This window comes from Methylobacterium brachiatum (assembly GCF_900113845.1).
In the GTDB taxonomy this organism is placed as follows: domain Bacteria; phylum Pseudomonadota; class Alphaproteobacteria; order Rhizobiales; family Beijerinckiaceae; genus Methylobacterium; species Methylobacterium brachiatum.
The window spans coordinates 20,806-38,140 of sequence record NZ_FOQW01000003.1; the positions used below are offsets into that span (position 1 = coordinate 20,806).

Consider the following 17,335-nt stretch of genomic DNA (forward strand, 5'->3'; position numbering starts at 1 on the left):
CCCGAGACAGAATGGCCCAGAAACCCACATCCACCGGCCCCTCGCAGCGCCAGCAGCGCGTGGCCGAACTCGTGCGTCACGCGCTTGCGGAGGTGCTTCAGCGCGGCGACATCCAGGATCCGGTGCTCAACACGCATGTCGTGACCGTGCCGGAGGTGCGGATGTCGCCGGACCTGAAGCTCGCCACCGCCTACGTGATGCCGCTCGGCGGCGTCGACGAGGCGCCGGTGATCGCCGCGCTGGACCGCCACCGCAAGGTGCTGCGCCAGGAGGTGGCCCGGCGGGTGAACCTGAAATTCGCGCCCGAGCTGCGCTTCCTGCGCGACGAAACCTTCGACGAGGCGGCCCGGATCGACAAGCTGCTGCGCGACGAGCGCGTGAAGCGCGACCTCGTCCCCGAGCGGGACGGCGACGGGCCTGAGGACGACGAACCGGAGACCGGTCGGGGGCATTGATCCCCGACGGCACACGGACAGGAACGGGGCAACGACCCCGGGGGACACGAGGACATGACGGTTTCCATCGAAGATCATCCGCCGGCCGAGCGCGCGGCTTCCGGTCCGGGCGCCGAGCGCCGGGGCCCGGAGGAGCGCCGCCCGCAGCGCGGACCGCGGCCCGATCGGCCCAAGCGCCGGGACGTGTCGGGCTGGGTCATCCTCGACAAGCCTGTCGGCATGACCTCGACCCACGCGGTCGCGGTGGTGAAGCGCGCCTTCAACGCCAAGAAGGCCGGCCATGCCGGCACCCTCGACCCGCTGGCCTCGGGCATCCTGCCGATCGCGCTGGGTGAGGCGACCAAGACCGTCCCGTTCGTCATGGACGGCCGCAAGGCCTACCGGTTCACCGTGCAATGGGGTGTCGAAACCGACACCGACGATGCCGAGGGCCGGGCGGTCGCCACCAGCGACGCGCGTCCGGAGCGGCCGGCCGTCGAGGCGGCTCTGCCGGCCTTCGTCGGCGCGATCGAGCAGGTGCCGCCGCGCTATTCCGCGATCAAGATCCAGGGCGAGCGCGCCTACGACCTGGCCCGCGAGGGCGAGACCGTGGAGCTGGTCGCCCGGCCGGTGCAGATCGACCGCCTCGCCGTGGTCGAGCATGACGGCGAGCGCACCGTGATCGAGGCCGAGTGCGGCAAGGGCACCTATGTCCGCGCCCTGGCGCGCGACCTCGGCCGGATGCTCGGCTGCTACGGCCACGTCTCGGCCCTGCGCCGGACCCGGGTCGGCCCGTTCTCGGAAGCCGAATCCTGTGCCGCCGCCGGCCTGACCGAGGGCGGCCCCGAAGCCGCGCTCGCGCATCTGCGGCCGGTGGAGACCGCGCTCGACGCGATCCCCGAGGTGGCGGTCTCCCGCGACCTCGGCCTGCGCCTGATGCGCGGCCAGTCGGTGATCCTGCGCGGCCGGGACGCGCCCGTGGAGGGCAAGGCCTTCGCGACCTGCGGCGGCATCCTGGTCGCGGTGGGCGATGTCGAGCGCGGCGAGCTGGTCCCGCACCGGGTGTTCCATCTCGGCGGCACCGCGCCGGTGCGCAACGTCTGACCGGCGGGTTCCCCCTGAAGCGGGGGACACGCTCACGCCGCGGCTTATCCGGGCCGCGGCGTGACCCCCTCCCGTGGGGGCGACGGGTCAGACCGGTCGATTCCCAACCTGCCCTGACGCGGGAAGCTCAGTCTTGCTCTCCGGTCGAAGGCTCGACCGCTGCCGCCCCACGGCGGAACCCGGGATCCGGAGCCGCCGACGTGCCGAGCGGTCGAGCCGGCCGCGGTTCTGGATTGACGCCATGGGCGTCCGCTCCGGGTCCGGGCTCGCCTGCGGCGCCCGGGAATGACGGTGCGGGTTATCGGGTCTGCGGTATCAACCCTCGGAAGAGCGTTCTTCCAATGGGCCCGCCGCATCCGAACCGCATTGCCCGACCAGCCCGTCTGAGCCCGTTGGTGGCTCAACCTGAGGCGCGTCGGCGCAGGCGGAACGAACCTCAGCGATGAAGCTTTGGCCCCGGCGACCGGCCCGGGGATACGATGAACGAACGCAGCTGTGATGTGGCGGTGATCGGGGCCGGGACCGCCGGGCTCGCCGCCTACCGGGCCGCCACCGAGGCCGGAGCGAGCGCCGTCCTGATCGAGCGCGGCCCGGGCGGCACGACCTGCGCCCGGGTCGGCTGCATGCCCTCCAAGCTCCTGATCGCGGCGGCCAAGGCGGCCCATGCGGCGCGCAACACCGACCTGTTCGGCATCCACGTCGCCAGCGTCGCGGTGGATGGTCGTGCGGTGCTCGAGCGGGTCCGCGCTGAGCGGGACCGGTTCGTCGGTGGCGTCCTCGACGGCGTGGACGCCCTGCCGGAGGCGGCGCGCATCGCCGGCAGCGCCCGGTTCGCCGATCGCGACAGCCTGACCGTCGACGATCACACCCGGATCACCTTCCGCGCCGCCGTGATCGCCACCGGTTCGAGCCCCACCGTCCCGGCGCCCCTGCGCGGGCTCGGCGACCGCGTCCTCACCACCGACACCCTGTTCGAGATCCCCGACCTCCCGGATTCGCTGGCCGTTCTGGGTGCGGGCGCGGTCGGCATCGAGATCGCCCAGGCGATGAGCCGCCTCGGAATCCGCGTCACGGTGATCGATGCCGGCGATACCGTCGCCGGCCTGTCCGAGCCGGATCTCGCCCGCCAAGCTGCCGAGATTTTCCGTGCCGAGCTCACGCTGCATCTCGGGGCGAAGCTCGACTCCGCCACGCCCGACGGGGACGGTGTGCGCCTCGCCTGGACCGACCGGGATGGGCGGGTCCGAGAGACCCGGGCCGACCGGGTTCTCGCGGCGACCGGCCGCGCGCCCAACCTGGGCGGGCTCGGGCTCGACGTGACGGGCCTGCGCCTCGGCGAGGGCGGCATGCCGGAATTCGACCGGCGCAGCCTGGTCTGCGCCGGCGCGCCGATCCTGATCGCGGGCGATGCCGATGCCTGGCGGCCGGTGCTGCACGAGGCGAGCCGTCAGGGCAGCATCGCCGGAGCGAACGCGGCGGCGCTGGCCGCCGGGCGCGCTGTTACGTCGCCGGAGCCCTGGACACGTCTAACGATGGTCTTCACCGACCCGCAGGTCGCCGCGATCGGCGCGCCCTACGCGGCCGATGCCCCCGGACGTGTCACCGGAACGGTCGATTTCTCGACCCAGGGTCGTGCCCGGGTCGACTGCGCGAATCACGGCGGGCTTCGGATCTGGGCCGACCGGGAGGGCCGGCTGCTGGGTTCGGAGATGCTTGGGCCCGCGGTCGAGCATCTGGCGCATCTGCTGGCCCACGCGATCGGCGACGGGAAGAGCGCCGCGGCCGTGCAGGACCAACCCATATACCATCCTACAGTTGAAGAAGGATTTTCCACCGCATTGTCTGAAATCACACAGTCAATTTGTCAGTCTTAATCTGGCTCCGACGCCATCGTGATATCGAGCTGATCTTGCCGCGCGCGGAAGCATTGCACTTCGCCCCTGCCCCAGTCATATCAACCGAGATGAGCGGGGTTCTTTCCTGATGCCGCCGAAGCAGGCCCCCGAACGCGGCGTCGACCTCGACGTGCTCGCGCCCGACGCGTTGGATCGCCTCGACAAAGGCGTGATCGGACTCGATTCGGACGGTACCGTCGTGGTGTTCAGCGAGGGCGCCTGCGCGCTCTCGGGCCTCTCACGCGAGGCGGTGCTCGGCCGCAACTATTTCCGCGAGGTGATGCCGGGCACCAACGTGCCGAATTTCCGCGGGCGCTTCCTGTCGGGGAGCCGCCGCGGCGCCCTGGACGAGAGCTTCGACTACGTGTTCGGCCGGCTGCCTCAGCCCCTGCGGGCGCGGGTCCACATGCGCCACGGCACCGCCGCCGAGACCGGCCCGGTCACCTGGCTGACCATCGACCCGATCGAGAGCCTCGGCGCCGGCCTGCCCCGCGAGGCCGTGATGGCCGCGATCGGCCGGCGCGTGCGCGCTGAGCCGGTGGATGCCAGCCATTGCGAGCGCGAGCCGATCCACATTCCGGGCTCGATCCAGCCCAACGCCGTGATGCTCGCGGCCGATGCCGAGACCCTGCACGTCCTGGCCTACTCGGCCAATATCGAGGAGATCGTCGATCCCCAGGATCCGCCGCTCGCCGGCCGTCCCCTGGACGACGTGCTGCCCCGTGCCTTCGTCGAGGCCATCCGGGCGCGCCTGACCGCCGGCACCCTGGAGAATGGCCAATCCGCCCGCCGCCGGCTCACCCTGGCCGGCCGCGCGGCGCCCTATTACGCCGTGGCCCACGCCCATGCCGGGCGGGTGATCGTCGAGCTGGAGCTCGAGCCCGAATCGGCCGACGACTTCCCGACCGCCAGCCAGGTCGATACCGAGCTCGCCGTCGGGCGCCTGCGCGCGGCCGAGACCCTGGTCGAGGCCGCCCGGATCGCCGCCCTCGAGATCCGCGCGCTCACCGGCTTCGAGGCCGTGCTGGTCTACCGGTTCGACGCCGACTGGAACGGCGAGGCGGTGGCCGAGGACAAGGTGCCCGCCTGGTCGCGCAGCCTGCTCGGCCTGCGCTTTCCCGCCTCCGACATCCCGGCCCAGGCCCGCGCCCTCTACACCCGGGCCAAGAACCGCTTCGTGATCGACCGCGACAGCGTCCCGGTCGGCCTGGTGGCGGCGCCCGGCGCGGGCAATGGCCCGATCGATCTCACCTTCGCCCAGCACCGCACGCTGTCGCCGATCCACCTCGAGTACCAGCGCAACCTGGGCGTGAACGGCTCGATGTCGATCTCGATCATGGTCGAGGGCCGGCTCTGGGGCCTGATGATCGGCCATCATCGCCGCCCGCATTACGTCACGCCCGAGACCCGCTCGGCCGCCACCGTGCTCACCGACGCCTTCGCGATGCGGGTGCAGGAGATCGAGTCGCGCCGGCTCTGGGAGGAGCGGCAGGCCCATCTGGCGGTCGAGAGCCGCCTGGTGCGCGAGCTGACCCGCTCCGACGATTTCGTGGCCGCCCTGACCGCCGGCAACGCGACCCTGCTCGACCTGTTCAGCGCCACCGGCGCCGGCATCGCGGCGGGCGAGCGGGTGACGCTGATCGGCCGGTCGCCCCCCGCCGACATGGTCGGCCGGATCGCCGCCTGGCTGCGGGACCGGCTGCCGGCCGGCGAGACCCAATACAGCAGCAGCAGCTTCACCGCCGAGTATCCGGAGGCGGCCCCCTACCGGGAGATCGCCAGCGGCCTGCTCGCCGCCTTCGTGGACGAGTCCCGCGAGAATCTGCTGCTCTGGTTCCGGCCGGAGGTGCCCAGCACGGTGACCTGGGGCGGCGACCCGCGCAAACCGGTTCTCGCCGGCAGCGGCCCGGTGGCCCTGCTGCCGCGCCGCTCGTTCGAGCGCTGGGTCGAGGAGCGCACCGGCTTCGCCGCCGACTGGGCCGAATGGCAGGTCCATCTCGCCGGCTCGCTGGCCGAGGCGGTCGAGGGCGTAGTGCTGCGCCAGCGCCGCAAGATCGATGAGCTGACCAGCCTGCTCGCCGAAAAGGAGCGCCTGCTCGAGCAGAAGGACCTGCTGACCCGGGAGATCGACCACCGGGTCAAGAACTCCCTGCAGATCGTCTCGGCCTTCCTGCAGATGCAGCGCCGCCAGATCTCCGACGGCGAGGCCCGGCAGGCCTTCGCCGACACCTCGGCCCGGGTAATGAGCGTCGCGCGGGTGCACGACAGCCTCTACCAGGCCGAGCGCTTCGATGAGGTCGATCTCGGCCAGACCATCGAGAACCTGTGCAACGACCTCGCGGGCCTGGCCGGCGAGGGCCACGCCGTCGATCTGTCGGCCGAGCCCGGCCTGATGGTGCCCTACCGCAAGGCGGTGGCGCTCTCGCTGATCGCCACGGAGCTCGTGACCAACGCGTTCAAATACGCGGCCAACCCCACCGGCGGCGGCCGCGTCGAGGTCAGCGTCTCGGCCTCCGGCCCGGGCGAGGTTCAGCTTCGGGTCTGCGACGACGGTTCCGGCCTGCCCGACGACTGGGCCGAGGCCAAGGTGCGCGGCAAGGGCACGGGCCTCGGGATGAAGCTGATCCGGGCGATGCTCGACCAGATCAACGCCCGTCTCGACGTGGCCAACAACCCGGGCGCGTGCTTCACCATCACGGCGTGATCGAAGCCGCAGCCGTCATGGCGCGCGCAGCGAGGCAACCCAGGGCGGCGCGCGATCTCGGATCGTAGAGCGTGTCCCTTGGTTGCTTCGCCCCGCGCGCAAGGACGGGGTGGGAGCTTAGGCGTCCGCCTCCGCCAGCAGCCCGTCGACGAACTGCGCCAGGCCGGTGCGGCGCGCGCGCTTCAGCCGCTCGGCTGAGAGAATGCCCTGGAGCGCCTGGAAGGCCGCCTGCAGGTCCTCGTTGACGATCACGTAATCGTACTCGCTCCAGCGCTGGATCTCGGTCCGGGCATTGGCCAGCCGCTTCTCGATCGTCTCGGCCGAGTCCTCGGCGCGGCGCTCGAGGCGCTGGCGCAGCTCGGCCATGCTGGGCGGCAGGATGAACACGGTCACCACGTCCTGGGCGAGCTTGGCCCGCACCTGGCGGGTGCCCTGGTAGTCGATGTCGAAGATCATGTCCCGGCCCGAGCCCAGGACCTTCTCCACCGGGCGGCGGGGCGTGCCGTAATAATTGCCGTGGACCTCCGCCCATTCGAGCAGGTCGTCGCGGCTGCGCAGGTCCTCGAACGCCTCGCGGTCGATGAAGTGGTAGTGACGCCCGTCGATCTCGGAGGGCCGGCGCGCCCGGGTCGTGACGGAGATGGACACGTCGAGCGCCCAGGTCGGATCCTGCGCGATCGCCCGGGTCAGCGTGGTCTTGCCCGCCCCCGAGGGCGAGGACAGGATCAGGATCAATCCGCGCCGCGCGATGGTGTCGGAGACGTTCTTCGCCGGTCCGCTCATCCGCGTGGCTCCGTCGCGTGTCGCATGTGGGGGTCCCAAGGCTTCATTCGATGTTCTGGACCTGCTCGCGGAACTGCTCGACCACGGCCTTGAGGTCGAGCCCGATCCGCGACAGGCTGATGTCGTTGGCCTTGGCGCACAGGGTGTTGGCCTCGCGGCCGAATTCCTGGGCCAGGAAATCCAGGCGCCGGCCGATCGCGCCACCGGCGGCGAGCAGCTCGCGGGCGCTGGCGACATGGGCGTGCAGCCGGTCCAGCTCCTCGCGCACATCGGCCTTGCCGGCGAGCAGCATCGCCTCCTGGTGCAGGCGGTCCGGGTCCAGATTGGTCCCGCCCAACGCCTCGATGGCGGCGGCCAGCCGGGCACGCACCGCCTCGGGCTTGCGCGCCGGGTTGTCCTCGGCCGCCTGGGTCAGCGCGGCGATCCGGTCGACCTGCGCGGTGACGACCTCGGCGAGCTGACGCCCCTCGGCCCGGCGGGCCTCGACCAGGTCGGCCACCACCCGGACCACGCCCTCGGCGAGATCCCGCGCGAAGGTCTCGGTCTCGGCCCCCGCCTCGTCCTCGACCTCGATCACCCCGCGCACGCCGAGCAGCCCGTCCATCGTGGCCGGTGCGACGCCCTCGGGCACCGGCACCCGGGCGACCGCCTGGGCGAGGCTCGCCAGCAGGCCCTCGTTGATCCGCACCCGGGCGGCCTGCTCCGGCTTGGTCAGCGTCAGGGTCAGCTGGCACTGGCCCCGGGACAGGGTCTTCTGCAGGGCGGTGCGGGCGGTCTCGCCGAGCCCGTCATAGCCCGCCGGCACGCGGATGCGCACGTCGAGGCCGCGCCCGTTGACGCTCCGGACCTCCCAGGCCCATTGCACCGCCCCGGTGGTGCCCGCCGCCCGGGCGAAGCCGGTCATGCTTGCGATCTGGGCCATGTCGACCCCCGTCCTCGTGAAGATCCGGGCCTGTAGCACGGATCGCCCCGGGGGGAAGGGGTGGTGCGCTGGAGTCCGATCACCACGCGGTCATCGCAAGCGGAGCAATCCGGTGATGCTAGCCGTTTTGCGATCGCGCGCTGCCCTGGGTTGCTTCGCTGCGCTCGCACTGACGGCGAGCGCTGTGGGTTGCCCTATGGCGCGTATCCCACCCTCTCACCTCAGGATGAGGGTATGGAAGGGAGATCGCTTCCTCCAATCTCGCTTCCCTGCACCGTCCATCGCCGGCCGCGCGGCACAGTCAGCGCCGTGCGCTCTTAGGCAGCCTCGTAAAAGATGACGCGGCTTTCAGGCTTCAGCTGCTGAAGCAGGTCGAAGTCGGAGACATTGGCCGTGAGAAGCGTGCAGCCCGTTCTGGCGGCGTGCAACAAGAGCGTGCAGTCGTGCAGAGCCTTCGTGCGTCGATCACGCGCGTAGCCGCGCAGACGGCACAGGATGCCCGCGACGATCGCGGCGTCGATCAGGACGTCCCGGTCGGGCGTGTAGAGGCGGTGCAGCGGGATACCGTCGAGCAATGCTCGGATCGCCGCGACGTTCTTCGCGGTTCCGGGATGCGCGGGATCGAGAACGCCGATCGCATGCAGGATCTCCTGCATGGCGACGACGCTGTGATGGACCGTGCGCAGTCTCAAGAGCGACCGCAGGGCGGTTGGCGTCTGCCCTTTGAGGCCGTGGATGTAGACGCCGGTATCGAGCATCAGCGGCCCGCCCGGCGCTGCCGTCACCCCGATGAAAGGAAGATCGCGCCGGGCGCGCGGACGAATCCCTTTCAGGTCACGACGAAGGCTGAGCTTCTCCGTCGACCGCGAGATCGGGAACACGGTTCAAAAACCGATATCGAGCTCGGGGTCCAGTTGGCCGTGCGCCGCCTCGAACGCATCCGCGAAGGCGTCCTCGAGGGCCAGGTTTGCGAGGGCGACAATCAGCAGATCCGTGTTGGAGCTGAGGCCCGTCCGCCTCTTCGCTTGCCGGACCAGGCTCGCTGGCAAGCGGGCACCGACCTGCTGCATCTCGCCCTGATCGAGACCCGCCTTCGGGAGATGCGCGCGTAAACTATCGACCATCTGGGCGAGAGCCGCATCGTCGCCCGACATCGGGGCGGCGGGGATATTGTGCGCCTGACGCCGCACGGCGCGGCGGCCGTCTGGCCTACTCTTTCGAGGCAGATCCCCGGTCGTCCGACCAGCCTTCCCGATCGGGGGATCTGCGGTGATCCGGGCCATCGCCTCGCCGCCCCAATTAACAGGCTTCTGATTCTGCTAACATAACTCCGTATCCCCTGCCGAACAACGCGTTGGGGTCGCTGAAGGCGCCGCCGCCAAGCGCGCGACGACGTCTGCAACGCGCGCCTATCGCCGCCCGCGCGGGGCCGGCGTCGGGTCGGCCAGCGCCGGGACGGTCTTGGGCGAGCCGAGATCGTAGCTGCGGTTCTTCAGCGGATCGAGGCGCGTGCCCTCGGAGGCGTCGAAGGCGCGGGTGCCCGGCGTGCCGCTGTCGAGGGCGAAGGCCGCGTTGGTATTGGGCGTATTGCTTCCCGGGGCGCCGCCCGGGGCGAAGGCCGAGGCGCGGCCGGGGACGCTCGGATCGGGACCGGGCTCGACCTTGTCGACCGCGTCCGGCGGTGCCTGGCGGCTCTTCTCGACCGCGCGCCAGCGGGCGACGTTGCGCTGGTGGCCTTCGAGCGAGTCGGCGAAGGCGTGGCCGCCGCTGCCGTCGGCGACGAAGTACAGGTCCTTGGTCCGGGACGGGTTGGCCACCGCCTCCAGGGCGGCCCGGCCGGGATTGGCGATCGGCCCCGGGGGCAGGCCCTCGATCGCGTAGGTGTTGTACGGGGTCGGCCGCTCGATCTCGGAGCGCAGGATGCCGCGCCCGAGGGTGCCGCGCCCGCCCACCAGCCCGTACACGATGGTCGGGTCGGATTGCAGCTTCATCCGCTTGTTCAGGCGGTTGATGAACACGCCCGCCACCCGGGGCCGCTCGTCGGCCCGGCCGGTCTCCTTCTCGACGATCGACGCCAGGGTGACCATCTCGGCCGGGGTCCGCACCGGCACGTCGGCGCTGCGCCGGAGCCAGATCTGGTTCAGCACCTCGCGCTGCTTGGCCCGCATCAGGTTGACGATCTGCTGGCGGGTGGCGCCGCGCTCGAACTTGTAGGTGTCGGGCAGGAGCGAGCCCTCCGGGGGGATCTCGTTGATCTCGCCGGTGAGGATGTCGTTGTCGTTGAGCCGCGTGACGATCTGCTCGGAGGTCAGGCCCTCCGGGAAGGTGATCGCGTGCTGCACCTGCCGGCCGGTGGTGACCGTGTCGAGGGCGTCGGCGATGCTCGCATGCGCCTTGAACATGTACTCGCCGGCCCGGAGCGCCGGCCGGCCGCCGAAGCGGGCGGCGAACTCGAACAGGCCGGTATGGTCGATCACGCCCTCGCGCTTCAGGGTCTCGGCGATCTCGCCGGTGCCGCTATGGGGCGGGATCACCACGACCTTGTCGGTGGCGAGCGGTCCCGGCTCGCGCACCTGGCGCTGGAACAGCGTGATCCCGATCATCGCCGCGATGGCGATCACCACCGCGAAGGTGAGGGCGCCGCTGATGATGCCGACGAGGCCGCTGCGCTCGCGCACCGGCTTCTCCGGCGGGGGCGGCGCGGCGGTCGGCTTGATCGCCTCGCCCGGGGAGCGCGGCGACAGGCGCTGCGGCAGGGCGGGGCCGTCCGTCGGATCCTGCGCGATGGTCTCGGGCGCGGGCGTCTTTGAGCGGCGGAAGAACATCGCGTTCCTGTCACGAGCATCATCCCGAGCGCCGGGCGCCGGCTCTCGGGAAGACAATGATGCAAAACCAGCGACCTGACGCGTCGTCCCGGATCCGAGACCCGGGACGACGCGTCAGGCCCGCGCGACCCGTCTCGCGCCGCGGGCCGGGACCGGCTGCCCGCAACCGGATGCGCGCGTCGAGATCCGCGACCCTAGCCGGGTTTGTGGCGAAATTGCCGTTCTGCGGTGCGAGAGCGGCCCGATCAGACCGGCGGCTGGCAGGTCGCGCAGAAGAAGGTCGAGCGGTTCGCCTGCACGATCCGGGTCACCGAGCCGCGGCAACCCGGGTGGCGGCAGGGCTCGCCGACCCGGTCGTAGACCCGGAACGCGTGCTGGAACGCCCCGGCGGTGCCGTCGGTGTGGGCGTAGTCGCGCAGGGTCGAGCCGCCGGCCGTCACGGCCTCCTCCAGCACCTGCACGATCGCCTTGGCCAGGGCGTTGGCCTTGGGCGTCGGCCGCCCGTCGGGCTTGACCAGGAGGCCGGCGGGGGTCTCCGGGTGGAGGCGGGCCCGGTGCAGGGCCTCGCAGACATAGATGTTGCCCAATCCCGCGATCAGGCGCTGGTCGAGGAGCGCGGCCTTGAGCGGCGCGATCTTGTGGCGGAACAGGCCGGCGATCACTGCCCCGGTCAGCCCGTCGAGGGGCTCGACCCCCATCCGGGCGAAGTGGCGGCTGCTCGCCAGGGTCTCGCTCGGGACGAGGTCCATGAATCCGAAGCGGCGGGCGTCGTTGTAGGTGATGGTCGCGCCGGTGCTCATCGCCATCACGACGTGGTCGTGCTTGGGCGTGCCCTGCGCCCCCTCCAGATAGAAATCCCCGGGCGACAGGTTGCGGCCGTCGGGCAGGGCGACGTCGAACCGGCCGCTCATGCCAAGATGCATGATCAGCGTCTCGCCCGAATCGAGCCCGGCGGTGAGATACTTCGCCCGGCGGGCGAGATCGGTGACGGTGCGCCCCTCCAGCCGCGCCGCGAATCGCTCCGGGAACGGGAAGCGCAGATTCGGCCGGCGCAGGGTGACCCGGCTGAACCGGGCGCCGACCATCGCGGGCACCAGGCCGCGCCGCACCGTCTCGACCTCGGGAAGCTCCGGCATTTTTCTTCGGGACTTTTTCGTGGGACCATGCGTGGGGTCTGGATATCGACACCTTCGACCAGAACCGCAACGGCGAGCACCCGCCGCGGTTTGACGCCCCGCCCCGAAGGCCGGCGGTCAACGTCTGCGAAGTCTGACGTAGAGCGCGCCGCCGCCGCCGTGATGCCGGGCCGCCTCCTCGAAGCCGAGCACGATGCCGCGCAGCTCGGCACCGCGCAGCCAATGCGGCACGCTGCGCCGGAGCACCCCCCGCTCGGCGAAGGCGTCGGGATAGGCCGAGCCGCCCTTGTCCGCCCCGCCCTTGCCGGTGACCACCAGCACATAGGCGTGCCCTGCCGCCCGGCACCTCAGGAGGAATCCGGTCAGCGCAGCATGGGCTTCGGCCTGGACCATGCCGTGCAGGTCGATCCGCGCCTCGACTGCGAGCCGCCCCCGGCGCAACCCGACCTTGGCCTGCCGCTCCAGTCCCGATGGCGGCGCATGGCTCTGCGGCGGCGCCTGATAGGGCGCAGCGGTGACCTTGAGGGCAGGGGAAGGCGACGGCTTGGGCGGCGGCTTCGGGCGGGGCTTCTTCGCGGTCGGGCTCGCCGACGGTTTCAGGATCGGCGCCGCCAGCGGCGGCATGGTCGCGGTGGGTGCCGGCGGCGCCTCGGGCGGCAGCGTCGCCCGGCCGGCCAGCGGCGTCACCAGCTTGGCGATCTCGCTCCAGAGTCTCGCCTCCCCGGCGCTCAGCCGGCGCGTGCGGCGCGGCGGCCTCACGGCGCGACCCCCGGAGCGGGCTTGGGCAGCAGCACCACGAAGCCGACGGCGTCGCGCAGGTTCCCGGCCGCGATCCCGGCCTGCGCCCCGGTCCCGACGAACAGGTCGCCCCGGGCCGGCCCGACGATCGCCGAACCCGTATCGGCGGCGATCACCAGGCGGCCGGCCTCGCCCGGCGCGGCACCGGGGAGTTGCCCGACGAGCCAGAACGGCAGGCCGTAGCGCCACAGGCCGCCATCCACCGCGAGGCTGCGCCCGGGCGTCAGCGGTGCGTTGGCGGCGCCCGGCGGGCCGAGCGCCGGATCCTCCACCGGGGCGAGACGGAAGAAGATGTAGGAGGCATTGGCGCGGATCAGGCGCCGGGCGGTCTCCGGATGCGCGCGCAGCCATGTCGTCCAGCGGGCGAGCGTCAGACCCTCCAGCGGCAGGTGGCCTTCCTGCACGATCAGCTTGGCCACCGCCGTGTAGGGCTGGCCGTTGCGCCCGTCGTAGAGCACGCGGACAGCCCGCCCGTCGGGCAGGCGGACGCGGCCCGAGCCCTGGACCTGCAGCACCAAGAGATCGACGGCGTCGCGCAGCCACAGGATCGGCCGCGCCTGCGCACCCAAAGCTCCATCCTCGATGGCTGCCCTGTCGGGGTAGGGCGCAAACCCCTCCGCGGTGGCGCGCGCCGCCCGCAAGGCGGGGTCGAGGCCGGGTCGGGTCTCGCCGGGTGCGAGCGAGACGAGATCGGAGGGCCTGGCGAGCACCGGGGTCGGGAAAACCGGCCCCTGGCTGAGCACGCCTTCGAGTTCCGGCTCGAAATAACCCGTCAGGAAGCCAGGCCGCTCGGCCCCCGGCCGGACCACCCGGAAGGCGTCGAAGCGCTGCCGGAAGAACGCCTCTGCCGCTTCCGGCGCGATATCCGCTGCCGCAGCGCAGGCCGCCGACAGGGCTGCCGGATCGCCGGCCACGCCAGCGGGCTGCGGTGTGGGCGGCGTCGGCGCCGCGCAGACCCGCCGGAACGCTTCGAGCGCCGCGGCAGGATCGGGGCCGGGAAAACCCGGCAGGGCCTCGAACGGAACGGGAGTCAGGACCGCGCCGCCGATCTCGGCGGGGGCGGCCGGTGTCGAACCGGCTAGGAGCGTCGCGAAGAGGGCGGTCGGGAGCCGTCCGGACCAGGCACGCAGGTTGGGCACGGCAACGGAATCACGAAATCAGGCGCCGGCCTCGGTGGCCACGAGTTGCCAGTTCGGATCGCGCGAGCCGAGGGTGCGCGCGAAGGTCCAGACATCCGGCACCTCGACCACGGTCTCGGCGCTGCCGTCGATGACCTTGCCCTCGGCGTTCCGGGTGGCGGTGATGAGGTTCGAGAGGAAGCGCACGGTGATCTGCGCCACGCGGTTGCGCACCTCGATGGCGACGATCTCGGCCTTGTCGATCGACACGAAGGTGGTCTCCAGCGTCTGCCGGTTGCGCTCACGCTCGGTGATCGCCCGCTCGAACGCCTCGCCGACCTCCTTGGAGAGGAGCCCCCGCAGGGTCTTCCGGTCGCCCTTGGCGAAGGCGATCATGATCGTCTCGTAGGCCGCCTTGGCCCCCTCGATGAAGGCGCGCGGGTCGAAGCCGGGCTCCGCCTGCACCGCCGCCTCGAGGCCGCGGGCGATCTCGGAGCCGGGCTCCGCGATGCCCCGCCAGTCGCGCGCCGTCGCGGCGGCCGGGGACGGCGCGGCCTGGACCCGGTCGGCGCCGGGCAGGCGCACGACGTTGTCGCCCTCGGAGCGGGCCTGCGGCTCGGTGCGGCTTCGATCCACCGGCTTGAACGGCGAGCGCTCCGCGCCGGTCTTCTGGCCGAGAACCGAGCGCAGGCGCCAGATCACGAAGACTGCGAGCGCGAGGAAGATGATCGTCGTAACGTCGAAGCTGTCCTGCATCACCGATCCGATGGTGGCCGCGGCGGGACCTCGTGCCCCTTGCCGAGGTCGTGCGCGGTGCGGCGCCGGCAAAGCGCTCGCGGGTCTAGGCGACTCATAACTGACCAACGCGCAAGGAGCGAGCCGGTTATACCGGTGCGGAACGCCGCGATCCCCATGCGTCAACCGATATGGGGGGCGGACGCCGCCGCCGCCAGCGCCACGCCAGCCTGCTGCTTGTCCGTGCTCGGCGCGCGTGTTAGCGGCGCTGCCTTCCGGGCCGCTCCGCGGCGCCGTTCAGCGGCTCCCGCCGCGACAACCCGGGCCGGCCGTGCCGGCCGATCGAGAAGGATGATCCGCATGGCCGACTCCCCGGCAGCCAACGGCAACGGCGGCGGCATGCCGCAGGGCGACGCGCCGACGATCAACGCGCTGGCGCAGTACACGAAGGATCTGTCCTTCGAGAATCCGAACGCGCCGCGCTCGCTCCAGCCCAAGGAAGGCCAGGGCCCGCAGATCAGCATCCAGGTCAACGTCACCGCCCAGCAGCTCTCGGATACCGATTTCGAGGTCGAGCTGACGCTGGAAGGCGATGCCAAGATCCAGAACGAAGTGCTGTTCGCGTTCGACGTGAAGTATGCGGGCGTCTTCCGGATGGTCAACATCCCGGCCGACCAGCTGCATCCCGCCGTCATGATCGAGTGCCCGCGCCTGCTGTTCCCGTTCGCCCGCCAGATCGTGGCCGAGGCGGTGCGCAACGGCGGCTTCCCGCCGCTCTACATCGACCCGATCGATTTCGTCGCGCTCTATCGCCAGAAGGCCATGGAAGCGCAGGGCGCCAGCGGCCCGCTCGCCTCCTGAGGCTTGAGAGACCGTCCCGGCGCGCCCGTCAGCGGCCGCCGGGACCCCGATAGGCCGCCGCCAGCGTGCGCAGCGCCTCCGCGGGCCGCCCGGTCAGATGCCGGGACCGCAGCACGATCCAGGTGAGCGGCAATTCGGGCAGGCCCAGCCGCGCCCCGACCTCCACGGCGCCCGGTGGCACGGTACTCGGTGCCAGGGCGGCGATGGCGAGGCCCGCCGTGACCGCGGCGCCGACCGCGAGCACGCCGCCGCCGACGAACACCTCCGTCCAGGGCAGCCCGGCCGCGTCGAGGGTACGGGCCGCCGCCGCCCGGACGTTGCACGGCCCCGACAGGCCCGCGAGCCGCAGGGGCTCGCCCGGCGGAGGGGCCGGGAAGTCCGGTGCCGCGAACCAGCCCAGGCGCTCCTGCGCCAGGACGGTTCCGCCACGCTCGGGCATCTCCTCGGTCCGCAGCAGCACCGCATCGTAACCGCCCTCGCCCGGGGACTCGAAGGCGGAAGCGAGGTCCCGTGAGGGGACGATCCGCACCTCGGTGATCAGACCCGCCGTGTCGAGGCCGAGACGCCGGAGCAGGGCCGGCAGGTTCGGACCGGCGATATGATCGCTGATCCCGAGGCAGAGCCGCGCCGGGACATCGCCCGCGATCTCCGACAGGGCGCTCTCATGCGCCTCCAGCAGCCGCCGGGCCGCCGACAGGAACAGCTCACCCTTCCGGGTCGTGGCCACGTGCCGGGGCGTCCGGTCGAGCAGCCGCGCCCCGAGCCGATCTTCCAACCGCTTGAGCCGGAGGCTGATCGCCGCCTGTGAGGTGTCGAGGGCTTCGGCCGCCCGGGTGAAGCTGCCCAGATCGACCACCCGCACGAAGGCCAGCACGCCGTCGAGATCGAGGGGGCGGGGCACCATCACAAGCATCCGTTATGAGAGATATAGCCCGCGATATCTGGCTCATATGGCTGGCCCCTGCAATCGTCCCGCTGCAACCCAGGAGGGGACGATGCTCGTGGCCCGTTACCGGCACCGCTTGCCGGTCGATTATCCGATGGACCGAATTCGTGCGCGGGTGGCCGAACGGGCGCCCGCCTGGGACGCGATACCGGGCCTCATCTTCAAGGCCGTCACCGTCGAGGAGCGTGCGCGCGGAGCGGCGGCGAACGCCTACAGTTCCTTCTATCTCTGGCGCGACGCCGGTGCCGCCGCCGACTTCCTCTACGGGCCGGGCTTCCGGGCCGTGATCGACGGTTTCGGCCGGCCGCAGGTTGAGACCTGGCTTCCGTTCACCGTGACGCTCGGTGCCGCCGCGACCACGCTCGCCCTGTCCGAAGAGACGCGGCAGATCGGCCCCGACGAGGATCTCGCCCGCTTGCGAGAGACCGAGCAGGTCCGGGGACGGGACATCGCCGGGCACCCGGGTGTCCTGGCCACTCTGGTCGGCCTCGACCCCGCCACGTGGCGGCTGACGCGCTTCACGCTGGAGGCCGACCGCGTCGATGCAGGGTCCGGCACCGAGGTCGCGCATCTCGCCGCCCCCGGCCTCGCGGCCCTGCGCAGTCTCTGAGCGCGGTAGACGTCGATGCCCATCATCCGCATTTCCCTGCGTGCCGGCACGCCTCCGGCAGACCGCAACACCCTCGTGGAGGGCGTCTACGCAGCCCTGCGCGAGACCTTCGCCGTAGCGGAGGGCGACTTGTTCGCCTTCGTGCATGAGCACGAGGCGGCGAACTTCCACTACGGGCCGGACTATCTCGGCATTCATCGCAGCGACGACCTTGTCGCCATCCAGATCACCGCCAACGCCACGCGGACCACTGCCCAGAAGCGCGCGCTCTACGCCGCCATCGCCCGCAACCTCGCACGCGAGCCGGGCGTGAAGCCGGCCAACGTGCTGGTCAACTTGGTCGAGGTGGCTCCCGAGAACTGGTCGTTCGGCGATGGGCTGATGTCGTACGGGCCGGCGGATCCGTGACGGCGGGTGGCGGCCGAGCCGAGCCGGGCTTGACCGTACGCGGGACGACGTTCAGG

17 protein-coding genes are annotated in these 17,335 nt (G+C 71.6%); 7 read left to right on the forward strand and 10 right to left on the reverse strand.

Annotation, left to right across the window (positions count from 1 at the left end; translation table 11 throughout):
* The first annotated feature begins 11 nt into the window (after positions 1-11).
* From rbfA to BMZ47_RS02315, 4 genes are all read left to right on the forward strand, one after another.
* Complete coding sequence (gene rbfA, locus BMZ47_RS02300) at positions 12-455, forward strand: 30S ribosome-binding factor RbfA (RefSeq protein ID WP_007559690.1); 444 nt, start codon at positions 12-14, stop codon at positions 453-455.
* Positions 456-509: 54 nt separating this feature from the next.
* The gene (truB, locus tag BMZ47_RS02305; protein WP_091858193.1) at positions 510-1,538 is read left to right on the forward strand and encodes a tRNA pseudouridine(55) synthase TruB; all 1,029 of its coding nucleotides are present in this window, start codon (positions 510-512) and stop codon (positions 1,536-1,538) included.
* A 479-nt stretch (positions 1,539-2,017) separates the two neighbouring features.
* Positions 2,018-3,412 carry a dihydrolipoyl dehydrogenase gene (locus tag BMZ47_RS02310; RefSeq protein WP_091858196.1) on the forward strand — a complete coding sequence of 465 codons (1,395 nt, stop codon included), beginning with the start codon at positions 2,018-2,020 and terminating at the stop codon, positions 3,410-3,412.
* A 109-nt stretch (positions 3,413-3,521) separates the two neighbouring features.
* Positions 3,522-6,137: a histidine kinase dimerization/phosphoacceptor domain -containing protein gene (locus BMZ47_RS02315; protein WP_091858198.1), complete on the forward strand. Its 2,616-nt coding sequence runs from the start codon at positions 3,522-3,524 to the stop codon at positions 6,135-6,137.
* 117 nt (positions 6,138-6,254) lie between these two features.
* On the opposite strand, the gene gmk is transcribed toward BMZ47_RS02315, so the two are convergent.
* The 9 genes from gmk to BMZ47_RS02360 form a co-directional block, all read right to left on the reverse strand.
* Entirely contained in the window at positions 6,255-6,920 is a 666-nt protein-coding gene (gene gmk / locus BMZ47_RS02320; protein ID WP_007559675.1) for a guanylate kinase, read from the reverse strand.
* A 43-nt stretch (positions 6,921-6,963) separates the two neighbouring features.
* Positions 6,964-7,842: a YicC/YloC family endoribonuclease gene (locus BMZ47_RS02325; protein ID WP_007559674.1), complete on the reverse strand. Its 879-nt coding sequence runs from the start codon at positions 7,840-7,842 to the stop codon at positions 6,964-6,966.
* A gap of 317 nt (positions 7,843-8,159) precedes the next feature.
* Complete coding sequence (locus BMZ47_RS02330) at positions 8,160-8,723, reverse strand: type II toxin-antitoxin system VapC family toxin (protein WP_244536718.1); 564 nt, start codon at positions 8,721-8,723, stop codon at positions 8,160-8,162.
* Positions 8,724-8,726: 3 nt separating this feature from the next.
* Positions 8,727-9,125: a hypothetical protein gene (locus tag BMZ47_RS02335; RefSeq protein ID WP_244536719.1), complete on the reverse strand. Its 399-nt coding sequence runs from the start codon at positions 9,123-9,125 to the stop codon at positions 8,727-8,729.
* Between the two features lie 126 nt (positions 9,126-9,251).
* Positions 9,252-10,667, reverse strand: coding sequence for an endolytic transglycosylase MltG (gene mltG, locus BMZ47_RS02340; RefSeq protein ID WP_091858201.1), 1,416 nt, complete (start codon positions 10,665-10,667; stop codon positions 9,252-9,254).
* A gap of 245 nt (positions 10,668-10,912) precedes the next feature.
* A complete protein-coding gene (gene mutM, locus BMZ47_RS02345; RefSeq protein WP_091858204.1) occupies positions 10,913-11,803 on the reverse strand; it encodes a bifunctional DNA-formamidopyrimidine glycosylase/DNA-(apurinic or apyrimidinic site) lyase in 891 nt (296 codons plus the stop codon).
* Between the two features lie 117 nt (positions 11,804-11,920).
* Positions 11,921-12,562: a Smr/MutS family protein gene (locus tag BMZ47_RS02350; RefSeq protein WP_091858207.1), complete on the reverse strand. Its 642-nt coding sequence runs from the start codon at positions 12,560-12,562 to the stop codon at positions 11,921-11,923.
* Complete coding sequence (gene mltA, locus BMZ47_RS02355) at positions 12,559-13,740, reverse strand: murein transglycosylase A (protein ID WP_208601006.1); 1,182 nt, start codon at positions 13,738-13,740, stop codon at positions 12,559-12,561. The genes BMZ47_RS02350 and mltA overlap by 4 nt, the downstream gene beginning before the upstream one ends.
* Positions 13,741-13,758: 18 nt before the next feature.
* Positions 13,759-14,475 carry a Tim44/TimA family putative adaptor protein gene (locus BMZ47_RS02360; RefSeq protein WP_091858210.1) on the reverse strand — a complete coding sequence of 239 codons (717 nt, stop codon included), beginning with the start codon at positions 14,473-14,475 and terminating at the stop codon, positions 13,759-13,761.
* A 339-nt stretch (positions 14,476-14,814) separates the two neighbouring features.
* On the opposite strand from BMZ47_RS02360, the gene secB reads away from it, so the two are divergent.
* Entirely contained in the window at positions 14,815-15,315 is a 501-nt protein-coding gene (secB, locus tag BMZ47_RS02365; RefSeq protein ID WP_007559667.1) for a protein-export chaperone SecB, read from the forward strand.
* Between the two features lie 28 nt (positions 15,316-15,343).
* Here the strand turns inward: secB and BMZ47_RS02370 are convergent, their stop codons facing one another.
* Positions 15,344-16,219, reverse strand: a complete 876-nt coding sequence (locus tag BMZ47_RS02370; RefSeq protein ID WP_091858213.1) for a LysR family transcriptional regulator — start codon at positions 16,217-16,219, stop codon at positions 15,344-15,346.
* A 91-nt stretch (positions 16,220-16,310) separates the two neighbouring features.
* On the opposite strand from BMZ47_RS02370, the gene BMZ47_RS02375 reads away from it, so the two are divergent.
* Together BMZ47_RS02375 and BMZ47_RS02380 are read left to right on the forward strand one after the other, a co-directional pair.
* On the forward strand, positions 16,311-16,871 hold the full coding sequence (locus BMZ47_RS02375) for a DUF4865 family protein (RefSeq protein WP_091858216.1): 561 nt from the start codon (positions 16,311-16,313) through the stop codon (positions 16,869-16,871).
* Positions 16,872-16,886: 15 nt separating this feature from the next.
* Entirely contained in the window at positions 16,887-17,279 is a 393-nt protein-coding gene (locus BMZ47_RS02380) for a tautomerase family protein (protein ID WP_091858219.1), read from the forward strand.
* Positions 17,280-17,335 lie beyond the last annotated feature (56 nt).